Raw genomic sequence first — 23,758 nt, forward strand, 5'->3', positions numbered from 1 at the left:
CTGATTTTAAAAATTAAAGATTGATTACATTAATTTTGGTTTTGATATAAGTTTTAGCAATATTTAAAACCTTATCTGGCGTTAAAGCTGCATCTAATCCAGCCGAATTATTGGCACCCAATGAAGCAAGGCTATTAAGATCAGCAAATGTTCCATTTGAGACTAAATCACGCACATAAGCTGCGTGGCGGGCTTCAACTGAAACAATCTTGCCGGCTAACAGCAGATATGTTGCATTTTTGAGCCTTGGTCCGGCACCATTATAAGCTGATACCCCCAAATCTTCAAATGCCATTGCAGTTGCGAGTACGCTTGCTTCGCTGGTAAAATCAATTGAGGAGAAATCTACCTGTAAACTGCCGATTGCAGATGTGGTTAGGGCTGCTTTGAAAAATTCTCTATGTGCAATTTCGTGAAACTGAATATCCTGAAAATATGCCTTTTTTGCTGCAGCATTTGACCCCGTAAATTGGGTGTTACTATTGGCAACTTGAATATAGAATGCAGCTTCCAGTTGCTCTAAAGCATAAGCATAATTTAATACCCCAATATCATCTTTAAAATCTAATGTAGCGCCCCCATTCATAGTTGGGTTTTCATAACCGCGATCTTTTTTACAACCAGCTGCTACCAAAGCAATTCCTGCAGCACCTGCACCTGCATACTGAAGAAAAGACCTTCTGCCTACAGTTTTGTCAAATAAACTTTCTTCCCGAAGTTCACCTTTTGTTTCTAGTTCATTGTTTTTCATAGTCATCTATGTTTTAGTGGTTTTGAATTCGTTTGATGATACATACGTGACAATCAGAATACTGGTTTTTTTGATTTGTATTTTTTTTTGTAAGACCATTTTAATACATTCACCAACCTATAACTATGACCCAATTAAAAGCCATTATTGTTGACGATGAGGAATTTGCACGCTCATCGTTATTTTTTTTACTGCAACAGAACTGCCCGCAGGTAGAAATTACGGGTATTGGAAGATCTGTAGCGGAGGCAAAAGATATTTTAGCAAATCATCCCATTGACCTGATTTTTTTGGATATTGCCATGCCTGGGGGGAATGGCTTTGAACTGATCCCAGATGCACAAAAACACAATGCAGCCGTTATATTTACCACTGCTTACGATCAATATGCACTAAAGGCAATCAAAGCAAATGCACTCGATTATTTGTTAAAGCCAATTGATATTGATGAACTTAAAATAGCTGTAGACAAGGTTTTTCAGCATATCAAACTTTTTAAAAGCCAGAACGAAAACGACGAAAGAATCAATAATCTGGCTTCCAGTTTAAGTTCACGATCAGAAATCAGGAAACTTACACTGCCTTATGGACAGGGTTTTAAAATGATTGATATTGACGATATTATCTACATTGAAGCAGATAGCAATTATTCTATTGTACACTTAAGTAATCATGATAAAATTACGGTTTCCAAAGTTTTACGGGAATTTGAGGAGCTTTTACCCGGCGACCAGTTTGTGCGGATCCATAAGTCGAGCATCATCAACCTTAACCATTTAAAAGAGTATAATTCTAAAAACGGACTTCAGGTTTTTTTGAAAAATGGAGAAAGTATTAATATTTCCAGAAGAAGGGCAAGCGATTTTTTTGAAAAAATAAAATTATTTACAAAAGCGAACAGTGATCATTAAACCAGGCAAAAAAGTGGCTTTATTTGCTGAAAAAGCAATCCTGAAATTAAACTTCAGCCGCTCTTTTATTGCTTTTTTATTTGGGATCATTTTATTTAGTACCCCGGAAAAGCTACGCGCACAAACCACCTATCTCCCACATTACACTTCCAAAAATGGTTTAGCCAGTAACAACTGTTATTACATTTTACAGGATAAAAAAGGTTTTATCTGGATTGCAACAGATAATGGATTGAGTCGTTTTGATGGCACAAATTTTCAGAATTTCACGATCGAAGACGGACTGCCTGATACCCAGATCCTGCAGATGAAAGAGGATAAAGAGGGCCGCTTGTGGTTTTTTGCCTTAAACGGTCAGCTCAGCTACTTAAAGGAAGGAAAGTTTTACAACCAGGATAATGACGAACTGCTCAAAAAGCTGAACTTTAATACGGTAATCGTTTCCTTTTTAGTAGATAAATCCGGGCGGATCTGGCTTGGAACAAATGCCAATCTGATTGTTTGCTGGGATGGAAAAACCATCAAAAAATACATCTCTCCCAATCAAAATGATAAGTTTATAAATGCCTTTATTCATGAGGATGAGCAAGGTAACATATTTGCATACAGCGACCTAAGTGTGCAGGAATTTAATGGAAAAACTTTTTCCATGATCAGGTCAAAAGTTCAGCCTCTTTCCTACATGACTGCTGCAAATAGCAGCCACAGATCTTTATTTTACCTGGATGGCGGAGGATTAAAACAATATACACACGGAAACATTAACGACCTCATTCCTATCCCTCAGAACCTGATCAAGAACATGTCGGGATATTTTTATTATGATGTTACAAACAAAGAAGTTTGGTTGTCGAATGCCAATGGAGCCTTCGCGCTTGATAAAAGCGGAAAAACGGTCCAATACCTTCAGGATATTTCGGTTAACCAGGTAATTAAGGATAATAACCAGAACATGTGGTTTGCCACCAATCAGGGGATTTACATGCTTCCCAATACGAATAACCGATTATCGATTATTGATGCAGAATCTGGTCTGAGTAGCAACGTAATCAAAAGCATTACTAAAGATGGGAAAAATCGCCTTTGGTTAGGTACAGATGACGCTGTAATCGACGTATTAACCATCAATAATTACCAGGTAGATGAGATCGGTTTAGACGATTTTAAGAAATACAAAACCATTAAACAGATTACCTTCGACCCAAAAGACCAGTCCATCTATTTTGCATCCGATTATGGAATGGGTGTTTTCAAAAATATCTATAACGGCAGTAATGAAGTAAGTTATTTAAAAGAATCTAATAACTCAATGTTCGTAATTAAACACTTTAGCGTGGGTAAAAACAACGATCATCTTGCCCTGGCCCTATCATCAGGTGTTGTTTTCTTGTCGGACAGAAGAAACAAATTCGAATTTAACGCCGCAAAATACCGCGAAAAAGAAGATTTCTTTAAAGATCGTTCCTACCATGTTTTTTACGATCGCGAAGGCAGTTTGTGGTTTTCTAATATTAACGGGTTATCTCAATTTTCTAAAGGAAAACTGATTAAACACTACGAAAATCATCCATTACTCACCAAAAGAATAAACGATATACAACAGCTGGCAGATGGAACATTAATTTTAGCGACCGACGGTTATGGTTTAATCTTTTACAAAAACAACCAGATTACAAGGCAGATCACTCAAAAAGATGGCTTAACCAATAATATCTGCACTAAAATATTCGTAAAAAACAGCGAAATATGGGTGTTAACAAATAAAGGTGTTAACAAAATTGCAGATTATCCCGATCAACCCAGTGTTGCCAATTTCGACTATGGTAAAGATCTGTTGAGCGACGATATCAACAGTTTATTTATTGACGACAGTACAGCGTATTTTGCCACCAACAAAGGTTTGATTTTATTCAAATACAACAATAAAAATATCATTAAAAACCTACCTAAGGTTTATGTTACCTCTATCATTAAAGATAACGAACGTTTACCGGTAGATCAGGGCAATTTCACTTTCGAAACCGGCAATAATACCATTTTATTTACTTTTAGTGCGGTTGATTTTACCACCAGCGATATTACCTACCGTTACCGTTTAAATGAAAATTCGCCCTGGATAGAAACAAGGACCAGGCGACTGGATTTCTCTTCATTACAATCCGGCGATTATGTTTTTGAAGTGAGTGCCAAAAGTCAGAATGGCAACTGGGGCGAATCGGCAAAAATATCTTTCACCATTAAAAAACATTTCTGGCAAAGTCTATGGTTTTTATCCATTTTAATCCTGCTGGTGGCTTATATCTTCTATAAAGTGGCGGTTTACATCACCCGTAAACAAAAAGATAAAGAGCAGGAACAATTATTACTAAAAAATAAAGTATTAATGCTTGAGCAGCAGGCTTTACAAGCCATGATGAATCCGCATTTCGTATTTAACGTAATGAATTCCATCCAGCATTATATTAATACGCAGAATACAGCCTCTGCAAATAAAGTTTTAACGGGTTTTGCCCGCTTGATCAGAAAAAACCTCGAAATCTGTACAAAAAGTTATATATCACTTGAAGAGGAACTGGAATACCTAAACCTCTATCTCAAACTGGAGAAAAACCGGTTCGGTGATAAATTAGCCTACATTTTTAATGTTGATGAAGATATCGACAAAGAAGAAACCTTTATCCCATCTATGTTGTTGCAACCTTATATAGAAAATGCAATATGGCATGGCATTATGCCAAAAGAAACCGGCGGTGAAATTATGATCAACATTAAACTTCAGGATGAATTCTACCTTAACATTGAAATTATTGATGATGGGATTGGAATTGATAACTCTTTGAAGGATAAAAAGGATACCCATATCAGCAAAGGTATGCAGTTAACTAAAGAAAGATTGCACCTTTTAGGTCAGATTGGAGCAAAACCTATACACTTAAATGTGAGGCAGAATACCACAAATGGTACGACGGTATCGATTTCTATACCATTAAAATAGAAAATTTACCGTTTACTCAATTATTAATACCACTCACTAAATAGAATCTTGATTGAACCCTCTTTAGCCTTAAACTTGTATTAGAAATAAACGATAGTGTTTATCAAAGACGTTCTTATAGAATTGATATAGATATTTAATAACCTAACCTAAAACTATATCTTAATTCAGGTTTCATTTGTGTGTTGAAAGCGGTCTTGTTTTTAAAAGCGAGACCGCTTTTTTTATGCCCAAAAATTCTATTTTTGTTCTATGCCCAATCACAACATCACCAGGCACATTGAAGCCCTTGTATTTTCTTCCAGCCAAAGCATAGGTACACAAGAAATTATACTTGCCCTAAACGCTGTTTTCAATGAAGAATTTACAGAAGTACAAGTATTCGAAAGCGTAGAACAGATTAAGGAAAAATATAGCCATGATGATTTTGCCATCGAATTGGTCTTCTTAAATAATGGTTACCAGTTTCTCACCAAAAAAGAATATCATGAAACCGTTAACCAACTTCAGTTACACCGCTCGAAAAAAAAACTAAGTCAGGCGGCTATGGAAACGTTGGCGATTATAGCCTATCGCCAGCCCATTACCAAATTAGAAATTGAACAGATCAGGGGTGTAAACTCAGATTATTCAGTGCAACGGCTGCTGGAAAAAGAATTGATCAGTATTGATGGTAAAGCAGAGAGTCCCGGCAGGCCGATCCTTTACAGCACCAGTACAACATTTATGGATTATTTTGGCTTAAATAACCTAAACCAACTTCCACAGTTAAAAGATATTGTTAAGGAGGAAAATACCGTGGGAGAAAATGTGGAATAAATAAAATTATTTTATTTATTCACAGCTTGTTATTAAAAATTTTTTTTTTGTATTTTTAAACTATAAAAGCAATTTTTATTTTTGTGTTATGAAAGCGCCAAACAAACTACCAACTAAGCCGACTACTAAGAAACAGGTAGACGAAGATGATGATCTTGAAGATGACGATATTCAAACAACAAAAAAGAAGCCTCAAGATGATGAAGATGATGATTTTGATATCCCATTAGATGATCTTGATAATTTCGACAATTTCGACGATGACGACGACGATTATTAATATTTAAAAAAACATATATTTGAAAAAGCATCCGCCCGCTTGGTAGGATGCTTTTTAATTTTAAAATCTGCCCATGCAAGTTATATCGGTAAGCAATACATCATTAAAAAAAGACTTTCTAAACACACCAAAAATCCTATATAAAAACGATAAAAACTGGATCTGCCCACTGGATAGTGAAGTTGAAAATGTTTTTAATCCAGAAAAAAACACTTTTTTTGCACATGGAAAATGTACACGCTGGGTTTTAAAGGACGATGCAGGAAAACTGATAGGCCGTGTTGCAGCTTTTATCAATGAGAAAAAAGCCTACCACTATGATCAACCAACAGGTGGCATGGGCTTTTTTGAATGTATTGATGATGAAAAAGCTGCCTTTCTTTTATTCGATACAGCAAAAAACTGGTTAATCGAAAATGGCATGAAAGCGATGGACGGTCCGATTAATTTTGGCGAAAACGATACCTTCTGGGGCCTATTGGTTGAAGGCTTCACCCCTCCTTCTTTCGGCATGAACTACAATTTTCCGTACTATAAGAAGTTTTTCGAGAACTATGGTTTCGTTACCGAATATGAGCAATTAACCAACCACATCAACCTTACTATTCCTTTTCCGGAACGTTTTACAAAAATTGCCAACTGGGTAAGAAATAAACCGGGTTATACTTTCGAATATTTCAGCAAAGAAAATTCCAGCAAATACATTAATGATTTAATGGAAATTTACAATGATGGCTGGCAGGATTTCGAAAATTTTGTTCCCATTAAAAAGGAAACCCTTGAAGAAAGCTTTAAAAGCATGGAGCCTATTATGGATGAACACCTCATCCAGTTTGCGTATTTTAATGGCGAACCCGCATCTTTTGTAGTCTTGATTCCTGATGCAAACCAAATGATCAAAGGTTTTGATGGTAAATTGGGTTTAATTGAAAAATTAAAGTTTGCTTACCGCCGCTGGGTGGGCGTTACCCGCATGAGGGCAATTGTGATGGGTACTAAACCTAAATTCCAAAAACATGGCCTGGAATCGGTTCTTTTTATCCGTTTAGGCGAATATGTACTACCTAAAAACCAGTACAAAGAGCTCGAATTGAGCTGGGTGGGCGATTTTAATGAACAGATGATTGCTATCCATAAAGCCACAGGTGCTACTTTTGGTAAAAAGCACTTAACAATGCGGAAGATATTTTAACCTTAACAGGTTCATCACCTGCCAAGGTTCGTGTCCCCACGAACCTTTTTCTGTTTGCCAGGGATTCACGGAATACCCTTCATCGTCCTCGTTTTAAACGAGGATGAAGGAGAATGGCGATTGTATCGCCGTTAAGCTATTCCTTTTGCATTACAAATACGAATTTCGCTAATCCTCGTTACAAACGAAGACTATCTTTTTCAAGGAATAACCTATGCGTTTTTATACTTCGGAAGATTAATCAACAGCACACTTCCTAAAATAATCACCAGCCCGATAATCTGCGTAAAGCCAATCACTTCGTTTGTAAAAGTTAAGCTCAACAACACTGCCACCACAGGGTTTACATAAGCATAAGTGCTCACTTGTGTAGCCGGACGTACTTTAAGCAACCATACATAGGCGCTAAATGCGGCGATTGAACCAAACAGAATAAGGTAAATAATAGATAACCAGGCATCAAGCGGTATGTCCCCCCAATCCAATAATCTAAACTCAGATTTTAAAAAACCTCCAGGTAAAAAAGCTATACTGGCCATTAACATTTGCCAACCCGTATTAACAGAAACCGAACTGCCTGTAGTAGGATGGTATTTCGAATAAAGTGATCCTCCGGCTCATGCTATTGGATCAAAAACAAGTAATACCATACCTATAATCTGCAGATTACTTTGTGGTTTATCAAGCGCTTGCACAATCTGATCGCCAAATAAGAGCACAACACCCAAAAAGCCAATTACTAAACCCGATATAATATACTTATTACTCAGATTTTCTTTCCAATGCGATTTATCTAAAATAACAAACCATATTGCTGCTGAGGCCACCATAATAGCCACTAAACCACTGGGAATAAACTGTTCTACCCAAATTACGATTCCGTTACCCAAACCCAACATTAAAATACCGCTCACTGCAGCAATTTTGATGGTTTTTAGGTTAAAAATATCTTCTCCCTTAATCTTACACCAGGTTAACATCAACACTCCCGCAACAGAAAAACGGAATGCTCCTAAAATAAAAGGCGGAAACCCAGCCAAAGCTTTTTGAATAAAAAAATAAGTAGAGCCCCATACAATATATACGATAGCAAAGGCCAGGTAAACCATTGCTGGAGATGCTGTTTTATTTAAATTTGTCATGATTTTTATTTTACAGGAATAACCAATTGTTGCTGTTCTTTTACCGTTTCTAACACAATCGTTGTTTTTACCGATAAAATATTGGGAACCTTGCTAAACTCATCACGTAATAAAGCCATTAATGATGCCGAATCCGTAGTTCTCACTTTCACCAGAAAACAATCATCACCGGCTATTACGTGTACTTCCTGCACATCGGGGATTTTTGCCAATTCGCTTGCGGTATCATTACAGCTAAAGCTTTGCGAAGATTTCATGGAGATGAAAGCCAACAACTTTAAGTCAACGGCAACAGGATTTACTTTGGCATGGTAACCGGTAATTACATTCTTTTTCTCGAGTTTTTTTACGCGTTCCAGCACTGCCGATGGAACAAGATCCAATGCCTTCGCTAAATCTACGTTAGAGATCCGGGCATTATCCTGCATGAGTCTGAGTATAGCCAGATCGATATGATCCAGATTAAAATTGTTTTCGGTTACCATTCAATAAAACTATAAATATTAAGAATAAAATTCAAAAAAAATTAAGCAAAAATGAATTTTATTCTATTTAATAGCTTTATTATGATAATTACTCGGCTCGACAAATAACATACCGAATTTTATATTCCGAGTTTATCATAAAGGTCGATCACTTTTTTACGGAGTTTATTAATTTCTTCTTCCTTTTCGATTAGTTCTTTTTTAAGCGCAGCCAATTCTGCAGAAGGGTCTGCCCCTGCCGATTGACCATCGATCAATTGTACAGCGGGAACTTTAAAGGTTTTAGAAATCTGGAGTAAACGGGAAATATTAAGATCGGTTTGGCCCGTTTCTATTTTGCAGAAAGCCGGAGTCGAGATATTCAACTTTTTAGCAGCATCAGCCTGACTTAACCCTAAAGCCAGCCTGCTTTGTTTAATACGATCTCCGATACTTTTCATTGATTAAATATGAGATTGAGATACTGGATATGAGATACTAAAAGGGATTTGAGAGGGATTTGAACTTTGAAATTTTACCTCTCAAATCTCATGTCTCAAATCTCACTTCTCTAAAGAATCCGCCAGTTCAGGCAGATCGAAACCTGCATAATTACCGGAGCTCATCATCAATAGATTAGCATTTTTATAGTTCAAGCTCAATAAATAAACTTTTAACTTAGCTGCATCATTAAAAAACTTCAGTTTTGGATTAGCAAAAGCCTGTTGCACATCATCTTCAGAAAAAGGTTCCATCCGTTTTTGTTCGAAAGATTTAATATCAATAAATACAATTGCTTCATCAGCCTTATCCATTGCCCCGGTATATTCTTTCAAAAAATCTTTATTCAAACTGCTAAAAGTATGCAATTCGATGCAAGCTACGAGTTTCCTATTGGTAAACTGCGCTTTAACTGCATCGATAGTGGCTTTTAATTTTGATGGCGAATGTGCAAAATCTTTGTAAACATTGGTCGATTCATCGGCTGATATTACCTCTAAACGTTTAGCTGCACCAGTAAACGAAGAAATAGCGGCATCAAACTCTGCGTCGCTGATATCTAATTGTTTACATACCAATTTCGCAGCATTCAGGTTCATCAGATTATGATCGCCAAAAATCTTTAAAGTGGTTTCTTCTGGAAGCAAGTAAGTAATTCCATTTCTGATTTCATGCTTAGGAATAGCATAACCTATTTTAGTAACATTAGCTTTTGATTGTGTTACAATTTCATTTAAATCAGCATCTGCTTCGCAATAAATTAAAGTCCCGTTAGCTTCGATGGTATCGATAAATTTATCAAACTGCAAAGTATAATCGGCATAGGTTGGAAACACATTAATGTGATCCCAGGCAATACCGCTGATTACAGCAACATTTGCTTTATACAGGTGAAATTTAGGTCTTCTATCAATCGGTGATGATAAATACTCATCCCCTTCGATAATCATTACAGGGGCTTCTTCCGTAACTTTAACCATGGTTTCGAAACCTGCCAGTTGTGCACCAACCAAATAATCGAAATCTCTTTTGTAATAGTTTAGCACATGCAGAATCATACTGGTAATAGTTGTTTTACCATGACTACCACCAATGACTACACGAAGCTTATTTTTACTCTGCTCGTAAATGTATTCAGGGTAAGAATAGATTTTAACGCCTAATTCTTGTGCTTTCAATAATTCAGGATTATCGATCCGTGCATGCATGCCTAAAATTACCGCATCTAAATCTTTTGATATACGGTTTTCATCCCAGCCCATTTCAGCCGGCAATAAACCATATTTATCCAAACGCGATTTTGCAGGCTCAAAAATCACATCGTCGGAACCCGAAATCTGATAACCTTTTTTATGTAAGGCAATGGCCAGGTTGTGCATTGCACTTCCTCCGATTGCTATAAAATGTATGCGCATATAAATTAATTATTGAATGATAGCAGGATTGAATGACTGAATGATAATTCATCGAAAACTAAAGCATGCGATCATTCACTCATTCAAAATTCAATCATTATTTTTTCTCAAACTGTGCCGCCACCCAATCACCATTCTGTTTATGATCAACGTATTTAATGCCATATTTAGCACATTCAGCAGTAATCATTCCCAAATCAGGATCTAAATAAAAGCCACTAAAGAAAATTTTGCCTTCTGATTTTAGTACTTCTGCATAACGGTGAATCTGATCGAGCAGGATATTCCGATTAATATTGGCAAAAATAACATCGTATTCATCGTTAGGGATCACTTCCTTACTTCCGCAAAGCGCCGTTAAATTACCTACCTGGTTAAGCGCAGCATTTTCGATGGTACTTTCGTAGCAGATATCGTCATAATCAATGGCCATTAAACTTTTAGCACCTAGTTTTGCCGCTAGAATAGCCAGGATTCCTGTTCCACAACCCATATCCAGAATATTTTTATCCTTTAGGTTTGCAGCTAAAATATACTGCATCATCATTGTGGTGGTTTGATGGTGACCTGTGCCAAAAGCCATTTTTGGATCGATCACAATCTCGTAAGGATATGATGGTTGTGGCTCATGAAAGGTTGCCCTTACATAACATACATCATCAATAATCAACGGACTGAAGTTTTTCTCCCATTCGGCATTCCAGTTTTCGTCGGCAACATCTTCTAGGGTATAATCTGTTGCAAATTCTTCGCTATAATTGCCCAATAGGTCTTTTAATTCCTGCTCGTTAAAATTATCCTTGATTACGAAAGCCGTAAAACCACCCTCACTATCTTCGAAAGTATCGAAGCCCAAATCGGCAAGATCGCTGATAAGCAGATCCTGCTGATAGTCTTCGATACCTTTGAATGTAAATATTGCTTTGATGTATTGCATTTAGCTGTTTAATGCTTTAATAATGTCTGTAAAATCGCGTGATTTTAATGATGCGCCACCAATCAGGCCACCATCAATATCGTTTTGAGAAAATAAGCTTGCAGCATTACCTGGATTACAACTACCACCGTACAAAATGGTTGTATCGTCAGCCACATTAAAACCATAGTTCGCTTGAATTTCGCTACGGATAAATGCATGAATATCTTGTGCCTGCTCTGGAGAAGCGGTTAAACCTGTACCAATAGCCCAAACCGGCTCGTAAGCAATAACCAGTTTTTTGAAGTCTTCTTCGGTTAAACTAAAAATACCTTCTACCAATTGTTTTTTCAATACTTCATAATAACTGCCGTTATTACGCTCGTCTAGCGTTTCGCCAATACAGAAAATTGGTGTTAAGCCATTAGCTAAAGCAATTTTAGTTTTTTCAGCTAATAAGGCATCGCTTTCAGCAAAATATTGTCTGCGTTCTGAGTGACCTAAAATCACATATTCTGCACCAACAGATTTCACCATTTTAGCAGAAGTTTCGCCTGTGTATGCGCCACTTTCTTTATCGCTAATATTTTGAGCGCCAATTTTAACATCGTTACCACCCAATTTTGCCAAGCTGTTTAAATGAATAAACGGTGAGCAAATAATAGCCAGCTGATTGCCTTTGCGCTCATCTTTAACCATATTTACAATTTCGCTGAACAACGAAATACCTTCGTTATAATCTAAGTTCATTTTCCAGTTACCGGCAACAATCTTTTTTCTCATTTTGTATTATTTAATGGTTGGTTGATCTTTTCAGATCAGGTTTTATATTAAAATCGTCTATACGATTCGGTTAATTCAAATACTTTCTCAAGAATGTTCTTTTCTGTTTCATCAAAAGCTATATTCTTTCTGGCGAATACCTTTTCAGTAGTTCCGAACATTTTATCCAGTCTGTAGGTTTCAAAACCACTTGCACCTCCCCAACTAAAATCAGGAATATGGTTTGGTGGCAAACCGGCACCAAAAATATTGGCGCCAATACCAACTACAGTTCCGGTATTAAACATCGTATTAATACCGCTCTTGGCATGATCAGCCATGATTAAACCGCAAAACTGCAAGCTGGTATCGCGCATTTTCCGGCCTTCGTAATCGTAAAGTTTTACTTCGGCATAGTTATTTTTTAAATTCGAATTATTGGTATCAGCACCAATATTACACCATTCGCCCATTACCGAATTGCCCAGATATCCTTCATGGCCTTTGGCTGAATTACCCCAAATTACAGCATTATTAATTTCACCCCCTGCACGGCTGTTCGGGCCAATTGTTGTACCCGAATATATTTTTGCACCCATTTTCACGGATGAATTATCACAAAGTGCAAAAGAGCCTCTAATCAAGCTACCTTCCCAAACTTCAGCATTTTTACCAATATAAATTGGGCCATAAGTAGTATTAAAAACGCTGCATTCGGCTTTTGCGCCTTCTTCGAGAAAAATATCATCACCAAGTAATTGATTGGTACTACTGATGTTTGCCGAGGTACGTCCATCGGTTAACAATTTAAAATCTTTTCTGATCTCCGCTGGATTATTTCCAAAAATATGCTCCGGATAAACAATCCGTATAAAATCTCCGGCATATTCAATCTGCTTTAGCGACTTAACAGCTTCAAGATCGTGTTGATCCGCAATATAAGCTACAACAATATCTCTTTTATAAAGTGCTTCACCTGCTTTAAGGCCTGAAATAGCATTAAGCAAAGCTTCATCAGGACAAATGGAACCGTTTATAAATAAATCGGCATTAGGCTTTGGCGCAAATTTTACAGAAAGGTAATCCTGGGTTTGAAAACCAAAATCGGCCTTTAAATATTTGGCCCATTTTTCGGCAATAGTTAAAATACCAATGCGTAAATCGGCCACAGGCCTGGTAAACGTAAGCGGACGAAGGGACATCCAGGAAGCATCATCAAATAGATTGATTGTCATAAGCAGCAAAAATAAAAAAAGTCCCGATGCTTTTGGCAAAGGGACTTCAAAAAATGCTTTTTGTTGCTAAAATTATTTCTTAGCGTAACGGTTTTTGAATTTATCGATACGTCCTGCTGTATCAACCAATTTCATTTTACCAGTATAAAAAGGGTGTGAAGTGTGAGAAATCTCTAATTTATAAAGAGGATACTCGTTACCATCTTCCCATTTAATTGTTTCTTTAGTATCTACGCAAGATTTTGTTAAGAAAGCATATTCGTTAGACATGTCTTTAAAAACAACTGGTCTGTAGCTTGTTGGGTGCAAATCTTTTTTCATCGTGTTTTTTATTTTCTTTTAATTGTGATGAAGCTATCTCGCTAATGCTTCGATGGTTTCATTTGAATATTATTTTTAGTTATTGTGCGAAAGCATCAAGAACATTCTTGCAATTTGCTGGCAACAACGCTTATGACATTTTCTATTAGTCTTTCTACCTCTATTTTAGAGGATGCAAATATCTTAATTTTATTTTTGATTTACAAGCCTAAATAAAGAATTATATATTATATGCTTTTTCTACCCGCGGAGGAGCTAAACATACCATTAGTCCAATGAGGCAAATTAAACTTTCTACGCTAAATATTGTTTTTCAGATATTTAAAAAAATATGTAAATTTGGTACATGAGAAAACATGGAGAATTAGATGGCATCATCCATGCCGATAGCAGCGGAAAGCTCTATATTAAAAGTCCTGATTTTTTTGCACAGCCAAGGGTGATCGAAATGGTGGGTGCATTAATGCAATCGAGTATTTTTAAAAAGATAGAAAAGGATAAAAACAAGAAATAGCCTTATAGATGCCTTTTAACCTACTTTTATTCCCTCTTGTAGGCGGCTATTATATATTAATCAGGTTCAGGTACCTGCGGTATGTACAGTATCGATTGGAAAGCCAACGTATCTTATTAAACTCTGCTTTTGCGGGTATCTTATTACTCGGCGCATGTTTTGTATTAAGGGCGATTTTTATCGCCATCTGGCCGGAAACGGTTGAACACCTTAGCAAATTACTTCCGATCCATGCACCCTATTTCGGCACCACGAGTCTATCGTTATTGGTCGCGGTAGCCGCCACAGAAATCGCGAATCTTTTTATCAACCGCCTAAAAGCCATTAAAAGAGCCATCGCTACTTCTGGAAATGAATTTGAATTGTTATTAAGTTCCTCTTTTTTTGACGCACACCTTTTACAGTTTACCATGGATAGCGGTAAATTTTATATTGGCTGGGTGAAAGAACTGCCAAAACCATTTACCACAAGTTACATCCGCATTACCCCTGCTTTTAGCGGTTACCGCAAGGCTGATGATAAAGAACTGGTTTTTACCACCCAGTATTTAACGGTTTATGCCAGTTATATGGAGGATGGTTCTGTAGCGAATACAGATGAATTGAAAACAGATCTCGTACTAAAAGCCGACAAGATCAATTCTATTTCTTTTTTTGATATGGATATGTATAACCGCTTTAATCCGGTACAAGAAGAAACACCTTAATCCTTTTTCGGACTATATTTTTTCCAGGTTTCTATTTTGGCCTTTTGACGGGCGATATAGGCATCAGCAATTACCTCGGCTGAACTTGAACCTTCCACTGTCTCCAGTAATTCTTTTAATTTATACTGATCTACATCTGCTTTATATAAAATCTGGATCAGTTTTGGAAAGTCGTTATCGATTAAATAAGCAAAAGCATCAACCATTGCGCTACGCAATTGATTTTCGGAAAGATGATCTGGTATGTCGAAATCTTTGCTGATGATGCTAACTAATGACACGGAACAGGATTTTTAGGATTATAGGATTTTAAGATCAATTTTATTAACATTAGGCTTAGGCAATTTGCACTAACCGAAGAAGCACAGGCCAAATTTAAATAAACCTGATAAAAGCGGCAGTCCCGATTTAAGCACTATTTTTTGTCTTTTATTTATGGTGTAATTGCTTGTTTCACAGGTTTCATCGGGACTACAGCGGTTAGCAGGACTGAAGAGTCTATGGAATACGGAACCATTCATTTTCAAAAGACCCTGAAATAAATTCAGGGTGACGTCTGAATTAAATCCATTTAATTTCCTGGCAAATTTCGATCAACACGCTATTGGTATCTTTGGGATGCACAAAACACACCATCTTATTATCTGCCCCTTTTTTGGGAGAATCGCTGAGCAGTACAAAACCTTCTTTATGCAGCCTTTCCATTTCCGCCAGAATATCATCAACCAGGAAAGCGATATGATGAATCCCCTCTCCTTTTTTCTCAATAAATTTAGCAATTGCACTATCCGGAGCAGTAGCCTGAAGCAGTTCTACCTTGTTTTCGCCGGTTTTAAAAAAAGCGGTATTCACCGATTCGGATGCAACCTGCTCAGTTTTATAACAATCGGTATTAAGCAGTTTCTGATAAACCGCTATGGAACTGTTAAGGTCTTTTACCGCGATGCCGATGTGTTCTATCTTATTCATAGATTATAAGGTTATGTGAATGTAAAAATGCGGCTTTTATCTATAAGCTCATAGCTATTATTTATAATTGTTAAATAAGTTTTTTCGTATCTTTGTGATATAATTAACAGAATAGAGATGAAACAGCCGATATATTTAGATAATAATGCTACAACACCGTTAGATCCACGTGTGCTGGAAGCAATGCTACCTTACTTTACTGAGAAATTTGGAAATGCCGCAAGTCGTAATCACGCGTTTGGCTGGGTGGCTGAAGAGGGTGTAGATTACGCTCGTGAGCAGGTAGCCAAACTAATCGGCTGTACTGAAAAAGAAATTATTTTTACATCAGGTGCAACTGAGGCCGATAACCTGGCCATTAAGGGTGTATTTGAAATGTACAAAGAAAAAGGTAACCACATTATTACTGCGGTTACTGAACATAAAGCAGTTTTAGATACCTGCAAACACTTAGAGAAAAATGGCGCACGCGTTACTTATTTAGGTGTTAAAGAAGACGGTTTAATTGATTTAGCTGAATTAGAAGCTGCTATGACTCCTGAAACTATTTTAGTTTCGATTATGTATGGCAACAACGAAATCGGTGTAATCCAACCGGTAAAAGAAATTGCAGCTATTGCACATAAACACGGTGCTTTATTTATGACTGATGCTACGCAGGCAGTTGGTAAAATTCCGGTTGAAGTAAATGCTGATGGTATCGATTTAATGGCTTTCTCTGCACACAAAATGTACGGCCCTAAAGGTGTTGGTGTTCTTTACGTTCGTCGTAAAAACCCAAGGGTTAAAGTAACTGCACAAATGGACGGCGGTGGTCATGAGCGCGGTATGCGTTCTGGTACCTTAAACGTTCCAGGGATTGTTGGTTTAGGAAAAGCCTGCGAACTTTGCCGTTTAGAGATGGAAAGCGAATCAATCCGTTTATCAGCTTTACGTGATAAGTTAGAGACTACTTTAAACAAAATGGAAGAGAGTTATGTTAATGGTAATACACAACACCGTTTACCACACGTAGCCAATATCTCTTTCAAATATGTGGAGGGTGAAGGATTAATGATGGCGATGAGCGATTTAGCGGTATCTTCAGGATCAGCTTGTACTTCAGCTTCTTTAGAGCCATCTTATGTATTGAAAAGCTTAGGTTTATCTGATGATTTAGCTCACTCTTCTATCCGTTACGGTTTAGGAAGATTTACAACTGAAGCAGAGATCGATCAGGCAATTGAGGTGACTCAAAAAGCGGTTAATCACTTAAGAGAACTTTCTCCACTTTGGGAAATGTTTAAAGAAGGAATCGATTTGAGTAAAATTGAGTGGGCGGAACACTAAGCCAGTTGGGAGTTAACAGTTTGGAGTACGCGAACTGGCAATTGAAAACTGATAATTGAAAACTAATTAAAACATTGCTCCACAAGGAGATTAAAAAATAAAATCATGGCATATTCAGAAAAAGTAATTGACCATTACAATAACCCACGTAACGTAGGTACATTAAATAAAGACAGCAAATTTGTAGGCACAGGATTAGTTGGTGCACCTGAGTGCGGTGACGTAATGCGTTTACAAATTGAAGTTGGAGAAGATAACGTAATCACTGATGCTAAATTTAAAACATTTGGTTGTGGTTCTGCCATTGCTTCTTCTTCTTTAGCTACAGAATGGTTAAAAGGAAAAACAATTGATGAGGCTTTATCTATCGATAATATGGATATTGTTGAAGAATTGGCTTTACCTCCGGTAAAAATCCACTGCTCAGTATTGGCAGAAGATGCAATTAAATCAGCCATTAACGATTACCGCGTTAAAAATGGCTTGGAAGCTATTGTATTGGAAAAATCGCACCACTAGAATAGATGTGAGACAATAGATTTGAGATGTGAGACCACCTAACTTAGGCCTCAAATATGTCTCAAATCTAACTTCTCAAATCACAAATCTCTATTACAATGATCACAATAACAGATAAAGCAAAAGATAAAATAGACCATTTAATGCAGGACTCGGAAATGGGTTCTGATTACTTTTTACGTGTTTCAGTAAAAGGTGGTGGCTGTTCGGGTTTATCATACAATCTGGATTTTGATAACGAGGAACAAAAAGGCGATCAGTTTTTTGAAGACAGAGGGATCAAAATTGCGTTGGATATGAAATCATTCCTCTATCTTGCCGGAACTGAATTAGACTTCTCTGATGGTTTAAATGGAAAAGGCTTCAACTTTATAAACCCAAATGCCAGCCGTAGCTGTGGCTGTGGCGAAAGTTTCTCAGTTTAATCGAATCAATAACTGATATAAAAAGGTTTCATTTTATGGAACCTTTTTTCTTTTTAAGAGAGTTTGTTTTTCGCAAGTGAACCCTCGCTTTTTTTTTCCGCAGATTAAGCAGATCTAAAATCAGCAGATCGAATTTTATAAAAAAGTTATCTCTAGTCAGATAACTATCGAATGAAACGGAGAGATCTATCTAAATAGATTTAGCTACGCTGAGCACTGCGTGGTTCTCGACTACGTTGCACTTCTCTCAAAATGACGCCCTGAGTTGAAACCTTTACAGGCTTGCTTTTTATAGCTGGAGAAGAAACCATTGATGCAAAAACAGTCTTAAAACTGCCTAAGCAACGAAACACTATCGCCAATTTGTGTTTTTAAACCAAAAAGCCTTATAATTGTTAATTATAATTAGCGGACCAAATTACGAGCATGCCATTAATAAACGAGTTTTCAACAGTTCCTACCTTATTGCGGAATGTTGTTAAAAATATTCACAAGCCCCAGGACACCTTTTTAATCCACAAGCAAGGCGCAGAGTGGGCTGAAATTTCTTATGAAGATACCTTAAAAAGAGCTGATGCTGTTTCTGCATTTTTCCTGGAAAAAGGGATAAAAAAAGGCGATCGTTTAGGCTTAATGATTGAGAATTCTCCTGAATATGTATATTATGATCAGGGAATCCAGCAAATTGGTGTAATTAATGTATCTATTTATCCTACGCTTTCTGAGCAGGAAGTAGCCTATATCCTTAACGACTCTGGCATCAAAGCTATTCTTGTTGGGAATAATTTTCTTTACCGTAAGGTTTTAAAAGTTGCGGCTAATTGTAAAGAATTAAAATATATTATTCCTGCTTTTAAAGATTTCGAAAAGGTTACTATCCCTCCAGATGTTAATGTAGAAGTAATTGCATTTTCAGATATCCTTGCGCTTAAGCATCAGGTTACGGCAGCCGAAAGGGCCGAAATTGACCAATGCAGAAGCCTGGTATTGCCGCAGGATGTTTCTTCATTAATTTATACCTCGGGTACTACTGGAACGCCAAAAGGTGTAATGCTTACCCACTATAATTTTGTTAAAAATGTAGAGGTTTGCTTACAGCAGATCCCGGTGATCGATCAAACAGAAACTTTCCTTTCTTTCTTGCCTTTATCTCACGTATTCGAACGTACAGCTACTTATCATGTTTGCTGTGCACAGGGCTGTAAAATAGCCTTTGCACAAAGTTTAGAACTATTGGCTAAAAACATGGGCGAAGTGCGTCCAACAGTAATGAGCTGCGTACCACGTTTGCTGGAGCGCATTCATGATAAAGCGATAAAAGGCGGAACTGCGGGTGGAGGAACAAAAGCAAAAATATTTACCTGGGCATTAGAAACCGGCAATAAATACCGCGTTGCAAAAGAAGCGGGCAAAAACCCCGGATTAATTTTATCGGCAAAAAAAGGAATCGCGGAGAAATTGGTCTTCAGCAAAATCAAGGAAAAAACAGGTGGAAGATTAAAATTCATGATTTCAGGCGGAGCCGCCCTACCTAAAAATGTGGGTGAGTTTTTTGGCGATCTTGGCATTAAAATATTAGAAGGATTTGGTTTAACGGAAACCTCACCCGTAATGTCGGTAACTGAATACCACAGACAGGTTTATGGCACCGTTGGACGTGTGATTCCAGGTATTGAAGTAGGTATACAAGATGTGGAAAGCAAAAAAATGCTGAGCATCCAGACGCACAATACTTTTAACGAAGAATTTGAATGCGCCGAAGGTGAAGTAATTGTACGCGGTCACTGCGTAATGAAAGGTTACTTTAACAAACCTGCAGAAACTGCCGAGGCGATAGATAAAGAAATGTGGTTCCACACCGGAGACATTGGCCGCTTTTACAAAGGTAACCTGCAGATTACCGACCGTTTAAAAAACATGATCGTAAATGCTTATGGCAAGAATGTTTACCCAACTCCTGTAGAAAATATTTATTTAAAGAGCCCAAAAATTGATCAGTTGTTTTTAATTGGCGATAAACGCGAATTTATTACCGCTATCATTATCCCGAACAGGGAAACTCTGGAGGAAACCTTTAAACTCCAGCCTTCGTTTTTTGAAGAAGCTGATCCTTTTATCCGCAACCAGGAAATTATCAACTGGATGGAGCAGGATATCAAGAAAATCTCTGGCGAACTGGCTAAATTTGAACGCATTAAAAACTTCAAGATCAAGCGAAATCCTTTCAATATAGACGAAGGAGAAATTACCCCAACCATGAAAGTTAAACGTCGCATTGTAGAAAAGAAATATGCCGAGGCGATTAATGAAATGTACGAGGAAGGTGTAGAAGCGGAATCATAATTAAAAAGGGGTCATCATTACAAAATTAGTATGATGACCCTTTATTTTTTGCAGCAATAGTAAAAATCAATTACAGATCCAATCCATTTGAATCCGTTGTTAATATTTCGCTCATATAATCAAAGAAAGGACGCATATTTCTAAATTCCTGATTACAATATACTAAGTAATTTTTACTTAAAACTTCCTGATCAGCAAATCGATGAATTAATAAAAATTGTTTATAACGCAGCAGATCGATATCCTGATGATCTCCATCAAAACCCTTTGGGGCTGTTTTTAATTGTTCGCCTTTCAATGTCTCGAAGGAAGCAATAAACGTTTTATTATTTAATATGTCTCTTAAGGGCTGGGCATCAAAAGCTATATTTTCTCTTATCAATTTCAAATCTTGTGGTGAAGGCCCGAAAAAGCCACCAGCCACAAAACTATTACCTGGTTCGATATGAAAATAGTAGCCACCTCTTCTTTGTTTACCTGCCCGTTTAAAACTCCCACTCCAATGTGTTTTATAAGGCGTTTTATCATTTGAGAAACGCGTATCCCGATATATCCGGTATAAACTTTTCTTTCCCGATGGTGTTTCAATTACATCGTGGGTATTCATGAGGTCTAATAAATCCTGTGCAAAAGCTTCTATGGATGCTAGTTCTTTCTGGTAGTCTGCTTTATGGTCATTAAACCACTCACGTTCATTGTTATTTTTTAATAACCTTAAAAATTCGAAACTGGAAGACGGTATTTGTTTTATATCAGGCATAGTTTTTAAATGGCTAAGACAAACAAATATAACATCTGTAAAACACTAAGTTCATATCGCTGAAAAAATTTACCCGATGAAATCCTATTAAAATTTATGAAGAGATTTATTTATTAGCTTTACCTATCATTTGCAAAAACAATGAAACACGATTTATTTTTTGAGCAGGTTTGGGATTTAACCAGAGAAATACCCAAAGGCAGGGTCACTTCGTACGGTGCAATTGCAAAAGCCATTGGTACTCCTAATCTATCGAGAATGGTTGCCAGAGCTATTGGCGCTTGCGGGGCAGCACAGCCTCCTGTTCCTTATTATAGGGTAATTAGCAGCAACGGCTTACTCAGCGGCGATCCATCATCTACAGCAAAAAGACAGCAACTCCTCGAACGCGAAGGTGTGGAAGTTAAAAACCTTAAAGTTCAAAACCTTAAAAAAGTATTCTGGGATCCTTTAATTGATCTGGAATAGGTGCCACAAATAATCTATATTTCTTACCCCGTTGGGCTTTAACATTCTCAAATAAGGTGTTATATCAAATAAAGCATTTAGTAATTACAATAGCTTTCTTATCTTTGCAACCATCTGTTTTAAATGGATAACTAATTGGTACTGAAAATTGATTTTTTTCAATATAAATTCAAAATTTAACCAGCTAATTATTTCTTTTCCATTAAAGCACCAAAATTTAATAATAACAAAAAATGCAAAATTATTATTTTGCAAAAAATACCTGAAATGAGTATAGGATTATCAGAACAAGAAGTATTACGACGTGAGTCGCTAAAACAATTACGTGCATTAGGCATTGAGCCTTATCCTGCAGAAGCTTATGAAGTAAATGCTTATGCAGCAGATATATTAGCTAACTATGAAGTAGATAAGACAGCATACAAGACCGTAGTATTGGCAGGTAGAATTATGAGCCGAAATATTATGGGTGCTGCCTCTTTTACCGAGTTACAGGATTCTACCGGCAGAATTCAGATCTACTTAAAGCGTGATGAACTTTGCCCTGGTGATGATAAAACCTTATACAACACGGTATTTAAAAAACTTTTAGATATCGGCGATTTCATTGGAGTTAAAGGATACGTATTCACTACACAAACAGGAGAAATTTCTGTACATGTTACCGAATTTAAGGTGCTTTCTAAGTCACTGCGTCCTTTACCAATCGTTAAACGTGATGATGAAGGCAATGTTTACGATGGTTTTACCAATCCGGAACTACGCTACCGCATGCGTTATGTAGATTTAACGGTAAATCCTGACTATAAACAGATTTTCATCAAACGCAGCAAAGTAATTAACAGCATGCGCAATTACTTTGATGAGCAAGGTTGGATGGAAGTAGAAACCCCTATCCTACAGCCTATACACGGTGGTGCAGCGGCGCGTCCTTTTGCTACACACCACAATACTTTAGATATGCCGCTTTACCTGCGTATTGCGAATGAGCTCTACCTAAAAAGATTGATCGTTGCAGGTTTTGATGGCGTTTATGAGTTCGGTAAAATGTTCCGTAACGAAGGAATGGACCGTACGCATAATCCAGAGTACACTTCAATGGAAATTTATGTAGCCTATAAAGATTATATCTGGATGATGGCTATGGTTGAAGAATGTTTAGAAAAAGTAGCCATTGCAACCAATGGTTCGGCAGTAGTTAAAGTTGGTGAAAACGATATCAATTTCGAAGGGCCATACGAAAAACTGACCATGTACGAATCGATCCAAAAATATACAGGAATTGATGTTTCGAAAATGACTGAAGAGGATCTTTTGCAAACCTGTGCATCATTAGGCATCGAAACCGATTCTACAATGGGCCGCGGTAAATTAGTAGATGAAATTTTCAGTGATAAGGTAGAAGCTAATTTAATCCAGCCTACATTCATTACAGATTACCCGATCGAAATGACACCGTTGGCTAAAAAACACCGTAGTGCAGAAGGATTGGTAGAGCGTTTCGAAATATTTGTGAATGGTAAAGAAATCGGAAATGCCTATTCAGAGCTGAATGATCCGATTGATCAAAAAGAACGTTTTGAAGATCAGTTGAAACTTGCTGATCGTGGTGATGCCGAAGCGATGGCCATGGATGATGACTTTGTTCGTGCTTTAGAATATGGTATGCCTCCTACCTCAGGCTTAGGTTTTGGTATCGATCGTATCGTGATGTTAATGACCAATCAAAGTACCATCCAGGAAGTTTTATTCTTCCCGCAGATGCGCCCGGAGAAAAAGAAAATAGAAATGACACCTGAAGAAACAGAATTATATGCATTGGTCTCGGAAGGTGAACAATACCTGTTAACTGAAGTAAAAGGGAAGCTAGCCGATTGGAGCAACAAGAAATGGGATACCACTTTAAAGGCTTTAACAGCAAAAGGAATCTTGAAAGTTGCCAAAACAGATGATGGCTTATTTCTATCGCATAAATAGTTAATTTGTTAATCTAACGGTAAAATACGAGACCAGATTTTAA

At 37.1% G+C, this 23,758-nt stretch carries 25 protein-coding genes and 1 pseudogene; 13 read left to right on the top strand and 13 right to left on the bottom strand.

What is annotated here, in order from left to right; genetic code table 11:
* Positions 1–13: 13 nt before the first annotated feature.
* Positions 14–751, bottom strand: coding sequence for a ferritin-like domain-containing protein (locus ACUN24_RS19685; protein ID WP_445564049.1), 738 nt, complete (start codon positions 749–751; stop codon positions 14–16).
* 125 nt (positions 752–876) lie between these two features.
* Here ACUN24_RS19685 and ACUN24_RS19690 point away from each other — a divergent pair, with 125 nt between their 5' ends.
* From ACUN24_RS19690 to ACUN24_RS19710, 5 genes are all read left to right on the top strand, one after another.
* Complete coding sequence (locus ACUN24_RS19690; RefSeq protein ID WP_445564050.1) at positions 877–1,662, top strand: LytR/AlgR family response regulator transcription factor; 786 nt, start codon at positions 877–879, stop codon at positions 1,660–1,662.
* Entirely contained in the window at positions 1,652–4,657 is a 3,006-nt protein-coding gene (locus tag ACUN24_RS19695) for a ligand-binding sensor domain-containing protein (RefSeq protein ID WP_445564051.1), read from the top strand. The genes ACUN24_RS19690 and ACUN24_RS19695 overlap by 11 nt, the downstream gene beginning before the upstream one ends.
* A gap of 252 nt (positions 4,658–4,909) precedes the next feature.
* On the top strand, positions 4,910–5,476 hold the full coding sequence (gene scpB, locus ACUN24_RS19700) for an SMC-Scp complex subunit ScpB (RefSeq protein ID WP_445564052.1): 567 nt from the start codon (positions 4,910–4,912) through the stop codon (positions 5,474–5,476).
* Between the two features lie 88 nt (positions 5,477–5,564).
* Positions 5,565–5,756 carry a hypothetical protein gene (locus ACUN24_RS19705; protein ID WP_121284739.1) on the top strand — a complete coding sequence of 64 codons (192 nt, stop codon included), beginning with the start codon at positions 5,565–5,567 and terminating at the stop codon, positions 5,754–5,756.
* A gap of 73 nt (positions 5,757–5,829) precedes the next feature.
* Positions 5,830–6,948, top strand: a complete 1,119-nt coding sequence (locus ACUN24_RS19710; protein WP_445564053.1) for a GNAT family N-acetyltransferase — start codon at positions 5,830–5,832, stop codon at positions 6,946–6,948.
* Positions 6,949–7,160: 212 nt separating this feature from the next.
* Here ACUN24_RS19710 and ACUN24_RS19715 read toward each other — a convergent pair.
* The 9 genes and pseudogenes from ACUN24_RS19715 to ACUN24_RS19755 all read right to left on the bottom strand — a co-directional run.
* Positions 7,161–7,508 (bottom strand): annotated as a pseudogene (locus tag ACUN24_RS19715) (EamA family transporter); the annotation flags it as partial.
* Between the two features lie 57 nt (positions 7,509–7,565).
* Complete coding sequence (locus ACUN24_RS19720) at positions 7,566–8,090, bottom strand: EamA family transporter (protein ID WP_445564054.1); 525 nt, start codon at positions 8,088–8,090, stop codon at positions 7,566–7,568.
* Between the two features lie 5 nt (positions 8,091–8,095).
* Positions 8,096–8,575 (bottom strand): Lrp/AsnC family transcriptional regulator, encoded by a 480-nt coding sequence (locus ACUN24_RS19725; RefSeq protein WP_445564055.1) that lies wholly within the window; start codon positions 8,573–8,575, stop codon positions 8,096–8,098.
* Positions 8,576–8,694: 119 nt separating this feature from the next.
* Positions 8,695–9,015 carry a helix-turn-helix domain-containing protein gene (locus tag ACUN24_RS19730; protein WP_445564056.1) on the bottom strand — a complete coding sequence of 107 codons (321 nt, stop codon included), beginning with the start codon at positions 9,013–9,015 and terminating at the stop codon, positions 8,695–8,697.
* A gap of 102 nt (positions 9,016–9,117) precedes the next feature.
* Positions 9,118–10,470, bottom strand: a complete 1,353-nt coding sequence (locus ACUN24_RS19735; RefSeq protein WP_445564057.1) for a UDP-N-acetylmuramate--L-alanine ligase — start codon at positions 10,468–10,470, stop codon at positions 9,118–9,120.
* A gap of 97 nt (positions 10,471–10,567) precedes the next feature.
* Entirely contained in the window at positions 10,568–11,407 is an 840-nt protein-coding gene (prmA, locus tag ACUN24_RS19740; RefSeq protein ID WP_445564058.1) for a 50S ribosomal protein L11 methyltransferase, read from the bottom strand.
* Positions 11,408–12,169: a triose-phosphate isomerase gene (tpiA, locus tag ACUN24_RS19745; RefSeq protein ID WP_445564059.1), complete on the bottom strand. Its 762-nt coding sequence runs from the start codon at positions 12,167–12,169 to the stop codon at positions 11,408–11,410. It abuts the gene before it with no gap.
* Between the two features lie 47 nt (positions 12,170–12,216).
* Positions 12,217–13,383, bottom strand: a complete 1,167-nt coding sequence (locus tag ACUN24_RS19750; protein ID WP_445564060.1) for a GlmU family protein — start codon at positions 13,381–13,383, stop codon at positions 12,217–12,219.
* 72 nt (positions 13,384–13,455) lie between these two features.
* Positions 13,456–13,704, bottom strand: a complete 249-nt coding sequence (locus tag ACUN24_RS19755; RefSeq protein WP_025142617.1) for a type B 50S ribosomal protein L31 — start codon at positions 13,702–13,704, stop codon at positions 13,456–13,458.
* A gap of 346 nt (positions 13,705–14,050) precedes the next feature.
* On the opposite strand from ACUN24_RS19755, the gene ACUN24_RS19760 reads away from it, so the two are divergent.
* Both ACUN24_RS19760 and ACUN24_RS19765 read left to right on the top strand, forming a co-directional pair.
* On the top strand, positions 14,051–14,218 hold the full coding sequence (locus tag ACUN24_RS19760; RefSeq protein ID WP_165902591.1) for a hypothetical protein: 168 nt from the start codon (positions 14,051–14,053) through the stop codon (positions 14,216–14,218).
* Positions 14,219–14,226: 8 nt separating this feature from the next.
* Positions 14,227–14,925 carry a hypothetical protein gene (locus ACUN24_RS19765; RefSeq protein WP_445564061.1) on the top strand — a complete coding sequence of 233 codons (699 nt, stop codon included), beginning with the start codon at positions 14,227–14,229 and terminating at the stop codon, positions 14,923–14,925.
* Here ACUN24_RS19765 and ACUN24_RS19770 read toward each other — a convergent pair.
* On the bottom strand, positions 14,922–15,206 hold the full coding sequence (locus tag ACUN24_RS19770) for a hypothetical protein (RefSeq protein WP_445564062.1): 285 nt from the start codon (positions 15,204–15,206) through the stop codon (positions 14,922–14,924). The two genes, ACUN24_RS19765 and ACUN24_RS19770, sit on opposite strands and share 4 nt — an antisense overlap.
* Before the next feature lie 280 nt (positions 15,207–15,486).
* Positions 15,487–15,894: a methylmalonyl-CoA epimerase gene (gene mce, locus ACUN24_RS19775; protein WP_445564063.1), complete on the bottom strand. Its 408-nt coding sequence runs from the start codon at positions 15,892–15,894 to the stop codon at positions 15,487–15,489.
* A 117-nt stretch (positions 15,895–16,011) separates the two neighbouring features.
* Between mce and ACUN24_RS19780 the strand changes: the two genes are divergently transcribed.
* From ACUN24_RS19780 to ACUN24_RS19795, 4 genes are all read left to right on the top strand, one after another.
* Entirely contained in the window at positions 16,012–17,223 is a 1,212-nt protein-coding gene (locus tag ACUN24_RS19780) for an IscS subfamily cysteine desulfurase (protein WP_445564064.1), read from the top strand.
* Positions 17,224–17,328: 105 nt separating this feature from the next.
* Positions 17,329–17,742, top strand: coding sequence for a Fe-S cluster assembly scaffold IscU (iscU, locus tag ACUN24_RS19785; RefSeq protein WP_025142622.1), 414 nt, complete (start codon positions 17,329–17,331; stop codon positions 17,740–17,742).
* Between the two features lie 98 nt (positions 17,743–17,840).
* Positions 17,841–18,167 (top strand): HesB/IscA family protein, encoded by a 327-nt coding sequence (locus ACUN24_RS19790; protein ID WP_445564065.1) that lies wholly within the window; start codon positions 17,841–17,843, stop codon positions 18,165–18,167.
* Positions 18,168–18,593: 426 nt separating this feature from the next.
* Entirely contained in the window at positions 18,594–20,510 is a 1,917-nt protein-coding gene (locus ACUN24_RS19795; RefSeq protein WP_445564066.1) for an AMP-dependent synthetase/ligase, read from the top strand.
* Between the two features lie 70 nt (positions 20,511–20,580).
* Here the strand turns inward: ACUN24_RS19795 and ACUN24_RS19800 are convergent, their stop codons facing one another.
* Complete coding sequence (locus ACUN24_RS19800; protein ID WP_445564067.1) at positions 20,581–21,270, bottom strand: DUF2461 domain-containing protein; 690 nt, start codon at positions 21,268–21,270, stop codon at positions 20,581–20,583.
* Between the two features lie 141 nt (positions 21,271–21,411).
* Between ACUN24_RS19800 and ACUN24_RS19805 the strand changes: the two genes are divergently transcribed.
* Both ACUN24_RS19805 and lysS read left to right on the top strand, forming a co-directional pair.
* Complete coding sequence (locus ACUN24_RS19805; RefSeq protein WP_445564068.1) at positions 21,412–21,738, top strand: MGMT family protein; 327 nt, start codon at positions 21,412–21,414, stop codon at positions 21,736–21,738.
* Positions 21,739–22,005: 267 nt separating this feature from the next.
* Positions 22,006–23,715 (top strand): lysine--tRNA ligase, encoded by a 1,710-nt coding sequence (gene lysS, locus ACUN24_RS19810; RefSeq protein ID WP_445564069.1) that lies wholly within the window; start codon positions 22,006–22,008, stop codon positions 23,713–23,715.
* The last annotated feature ends 43 nt before the right edge of the window (positions 23,716–23,758 follow it).

This window comes from Pedobacter sp. WC2501, from assembly GCF_052682415.1.

Coding starts and splice junctions, on each gene's coding strand:
- ACUN24_RS19760 (WP_165902591.1), top strand. CDS start 14,051: ATGAGAAAACATGGAGAATTAGATGGCATCATCCATGCCGATAGCAGC.
- ACUN24_RS19805 (WP_445564068.1), top strand. CDS start 21,412: ATGAAACACGATTTATTTTTTGAGCAGGTTTGGGATTTAACCAGAGAA.
- ACUN24_RS19795 (WP_445564066.1), top strand. CDS start 18,594: ATGCCATTAATAAACGAGTTTTCAACAGTTCCTACCTTATTGCGGAAT.
- lysS (WP_445564069.1), top strand. CDS start 22,006: ATGAGTATAGGATTATCAGAACAAGAAGTATTACGACGTGAGTCGCTA.
- ACUN24_RS19730 (WP_445564056.1), bottom strand. CDS start 9,015: ATGAAAAGTATCGGAGATCGTATTAAACAAAGCAGGCTGGCTTTAGGG.
- mce (WP_445564063.1), bottom strand. CDS start 15,894: ATGAATAAGATAGAACACATCGGCATCGCGGTAAAAGACCTTAACAGT.
- ACUN24_RS19690 (WP_445564050.1), top strand. CDS start 877: ATGACCCAATTAAAAGCCATTATTGTTGACGATGAGGAATTTGCACGC.
- ACUN24_RS19765 (WP_445564061.1), top strand. CDS start 14,227: ATGCCTTTTAACCTACTTTTATTCCCTCTTGTAGGCGGCTATTATATA.
- ACUN24_RS19720 (WP_445564054.1), bottom strand. CDS start 8,090: ATGACAAATTTAAATAAAACAGCATCTCCAGCAATGGTTTACCTGGCC.
- ACUN24_RS19735 (WP_445564057.1), bottom strand. CDS start 10,470: ATGCGCATACATTTTATAGCAATCGGAGGAAGTGCAATGCACAACCTG.
- ACUN24_RS19725 (WP_445564055.1), bottom strand. CDS start 8,575: ATGGTAACCGAAAACAATTTTAATCTGGATCATATCGATCTGGCTATA.
- tpiA (WP_445564059.1), bottom strand. CDS start 12,169: ATGAGAAAAAAGATTGTTGCCGGTAACTGGAAAATGAACTTAGATTAT.
- ACUN24_RS19800 (WP_445564067.1), bottom strand. CDS start 21,270: ATGCCTGATATAAAACAAATACCGTCTTCCAGTTTCGAATTTTTAAGG.
- ACUN24_RS19780 (WP_445564064.1), top strand. CDS start 16,012: ATGAAACAGCCGATATATTTAGATAATAATGCTACAACACCGTTAGAT.
- ACUN24_RS19750 (WP_445564060.1), bottom strand. CDS start 13,383: ATGACAATCAATCTATTTGATGATGCTTCCTGGATGTCCCTTCGTCCG.
- ACUN24_RS19790 (WP_445564065.1), top strand. CDS start 17,841: ATGATCACAATAACAGATAAAGCAAAAGATAAAATAGACCATTTAATG.
- prmA (WP_445564058.1), bottom strand. CDS start 11,407: ATGCAATACATCAAAGCAATATTTACATTCAAAGGTATCGAAGACTAT.
- ACUN24_RS19710 (WP_445564053.1), top strand. CDS start 5,830: ATGCAAGTTATATCGGTAAGCAATACATCATTAAAAAAAGACTTTCTA.
- ACUN24_RS19685 (WP_445564049.1), bottom strand. CDS start 751: ATGAAAAACAATGAACTAGAAACAAAAGGTGAACTTCGGGAAGAAAGT.
- ACUN24_RS19755 (WP_025142617.1), bottom strand. CDS start 13,704: ATGAAAAAAGATTTGCACCCAACAAGCTACAGACCAGTTGTTTTTAAA.
- scpB (WP_445564052.1), top strand. CDS start 4,910: ATGCCCAATCACAACATCACCAGGCACATTGAAGCCCTTGTATTTTCT.
- ACUN24_RS19705 (WP_121284739.1), top strand. CDS start 5,565: ATGAAAGCGCCAAACAAACTACCAACTAAGCCGACTACTAAGAAACAG.
- iscU (WP_025142622.1), top strand. CDS start 17,329: ATGGCATATTCAGAAAAAGTAATTGACCATTACAATAACCCACGTAAC.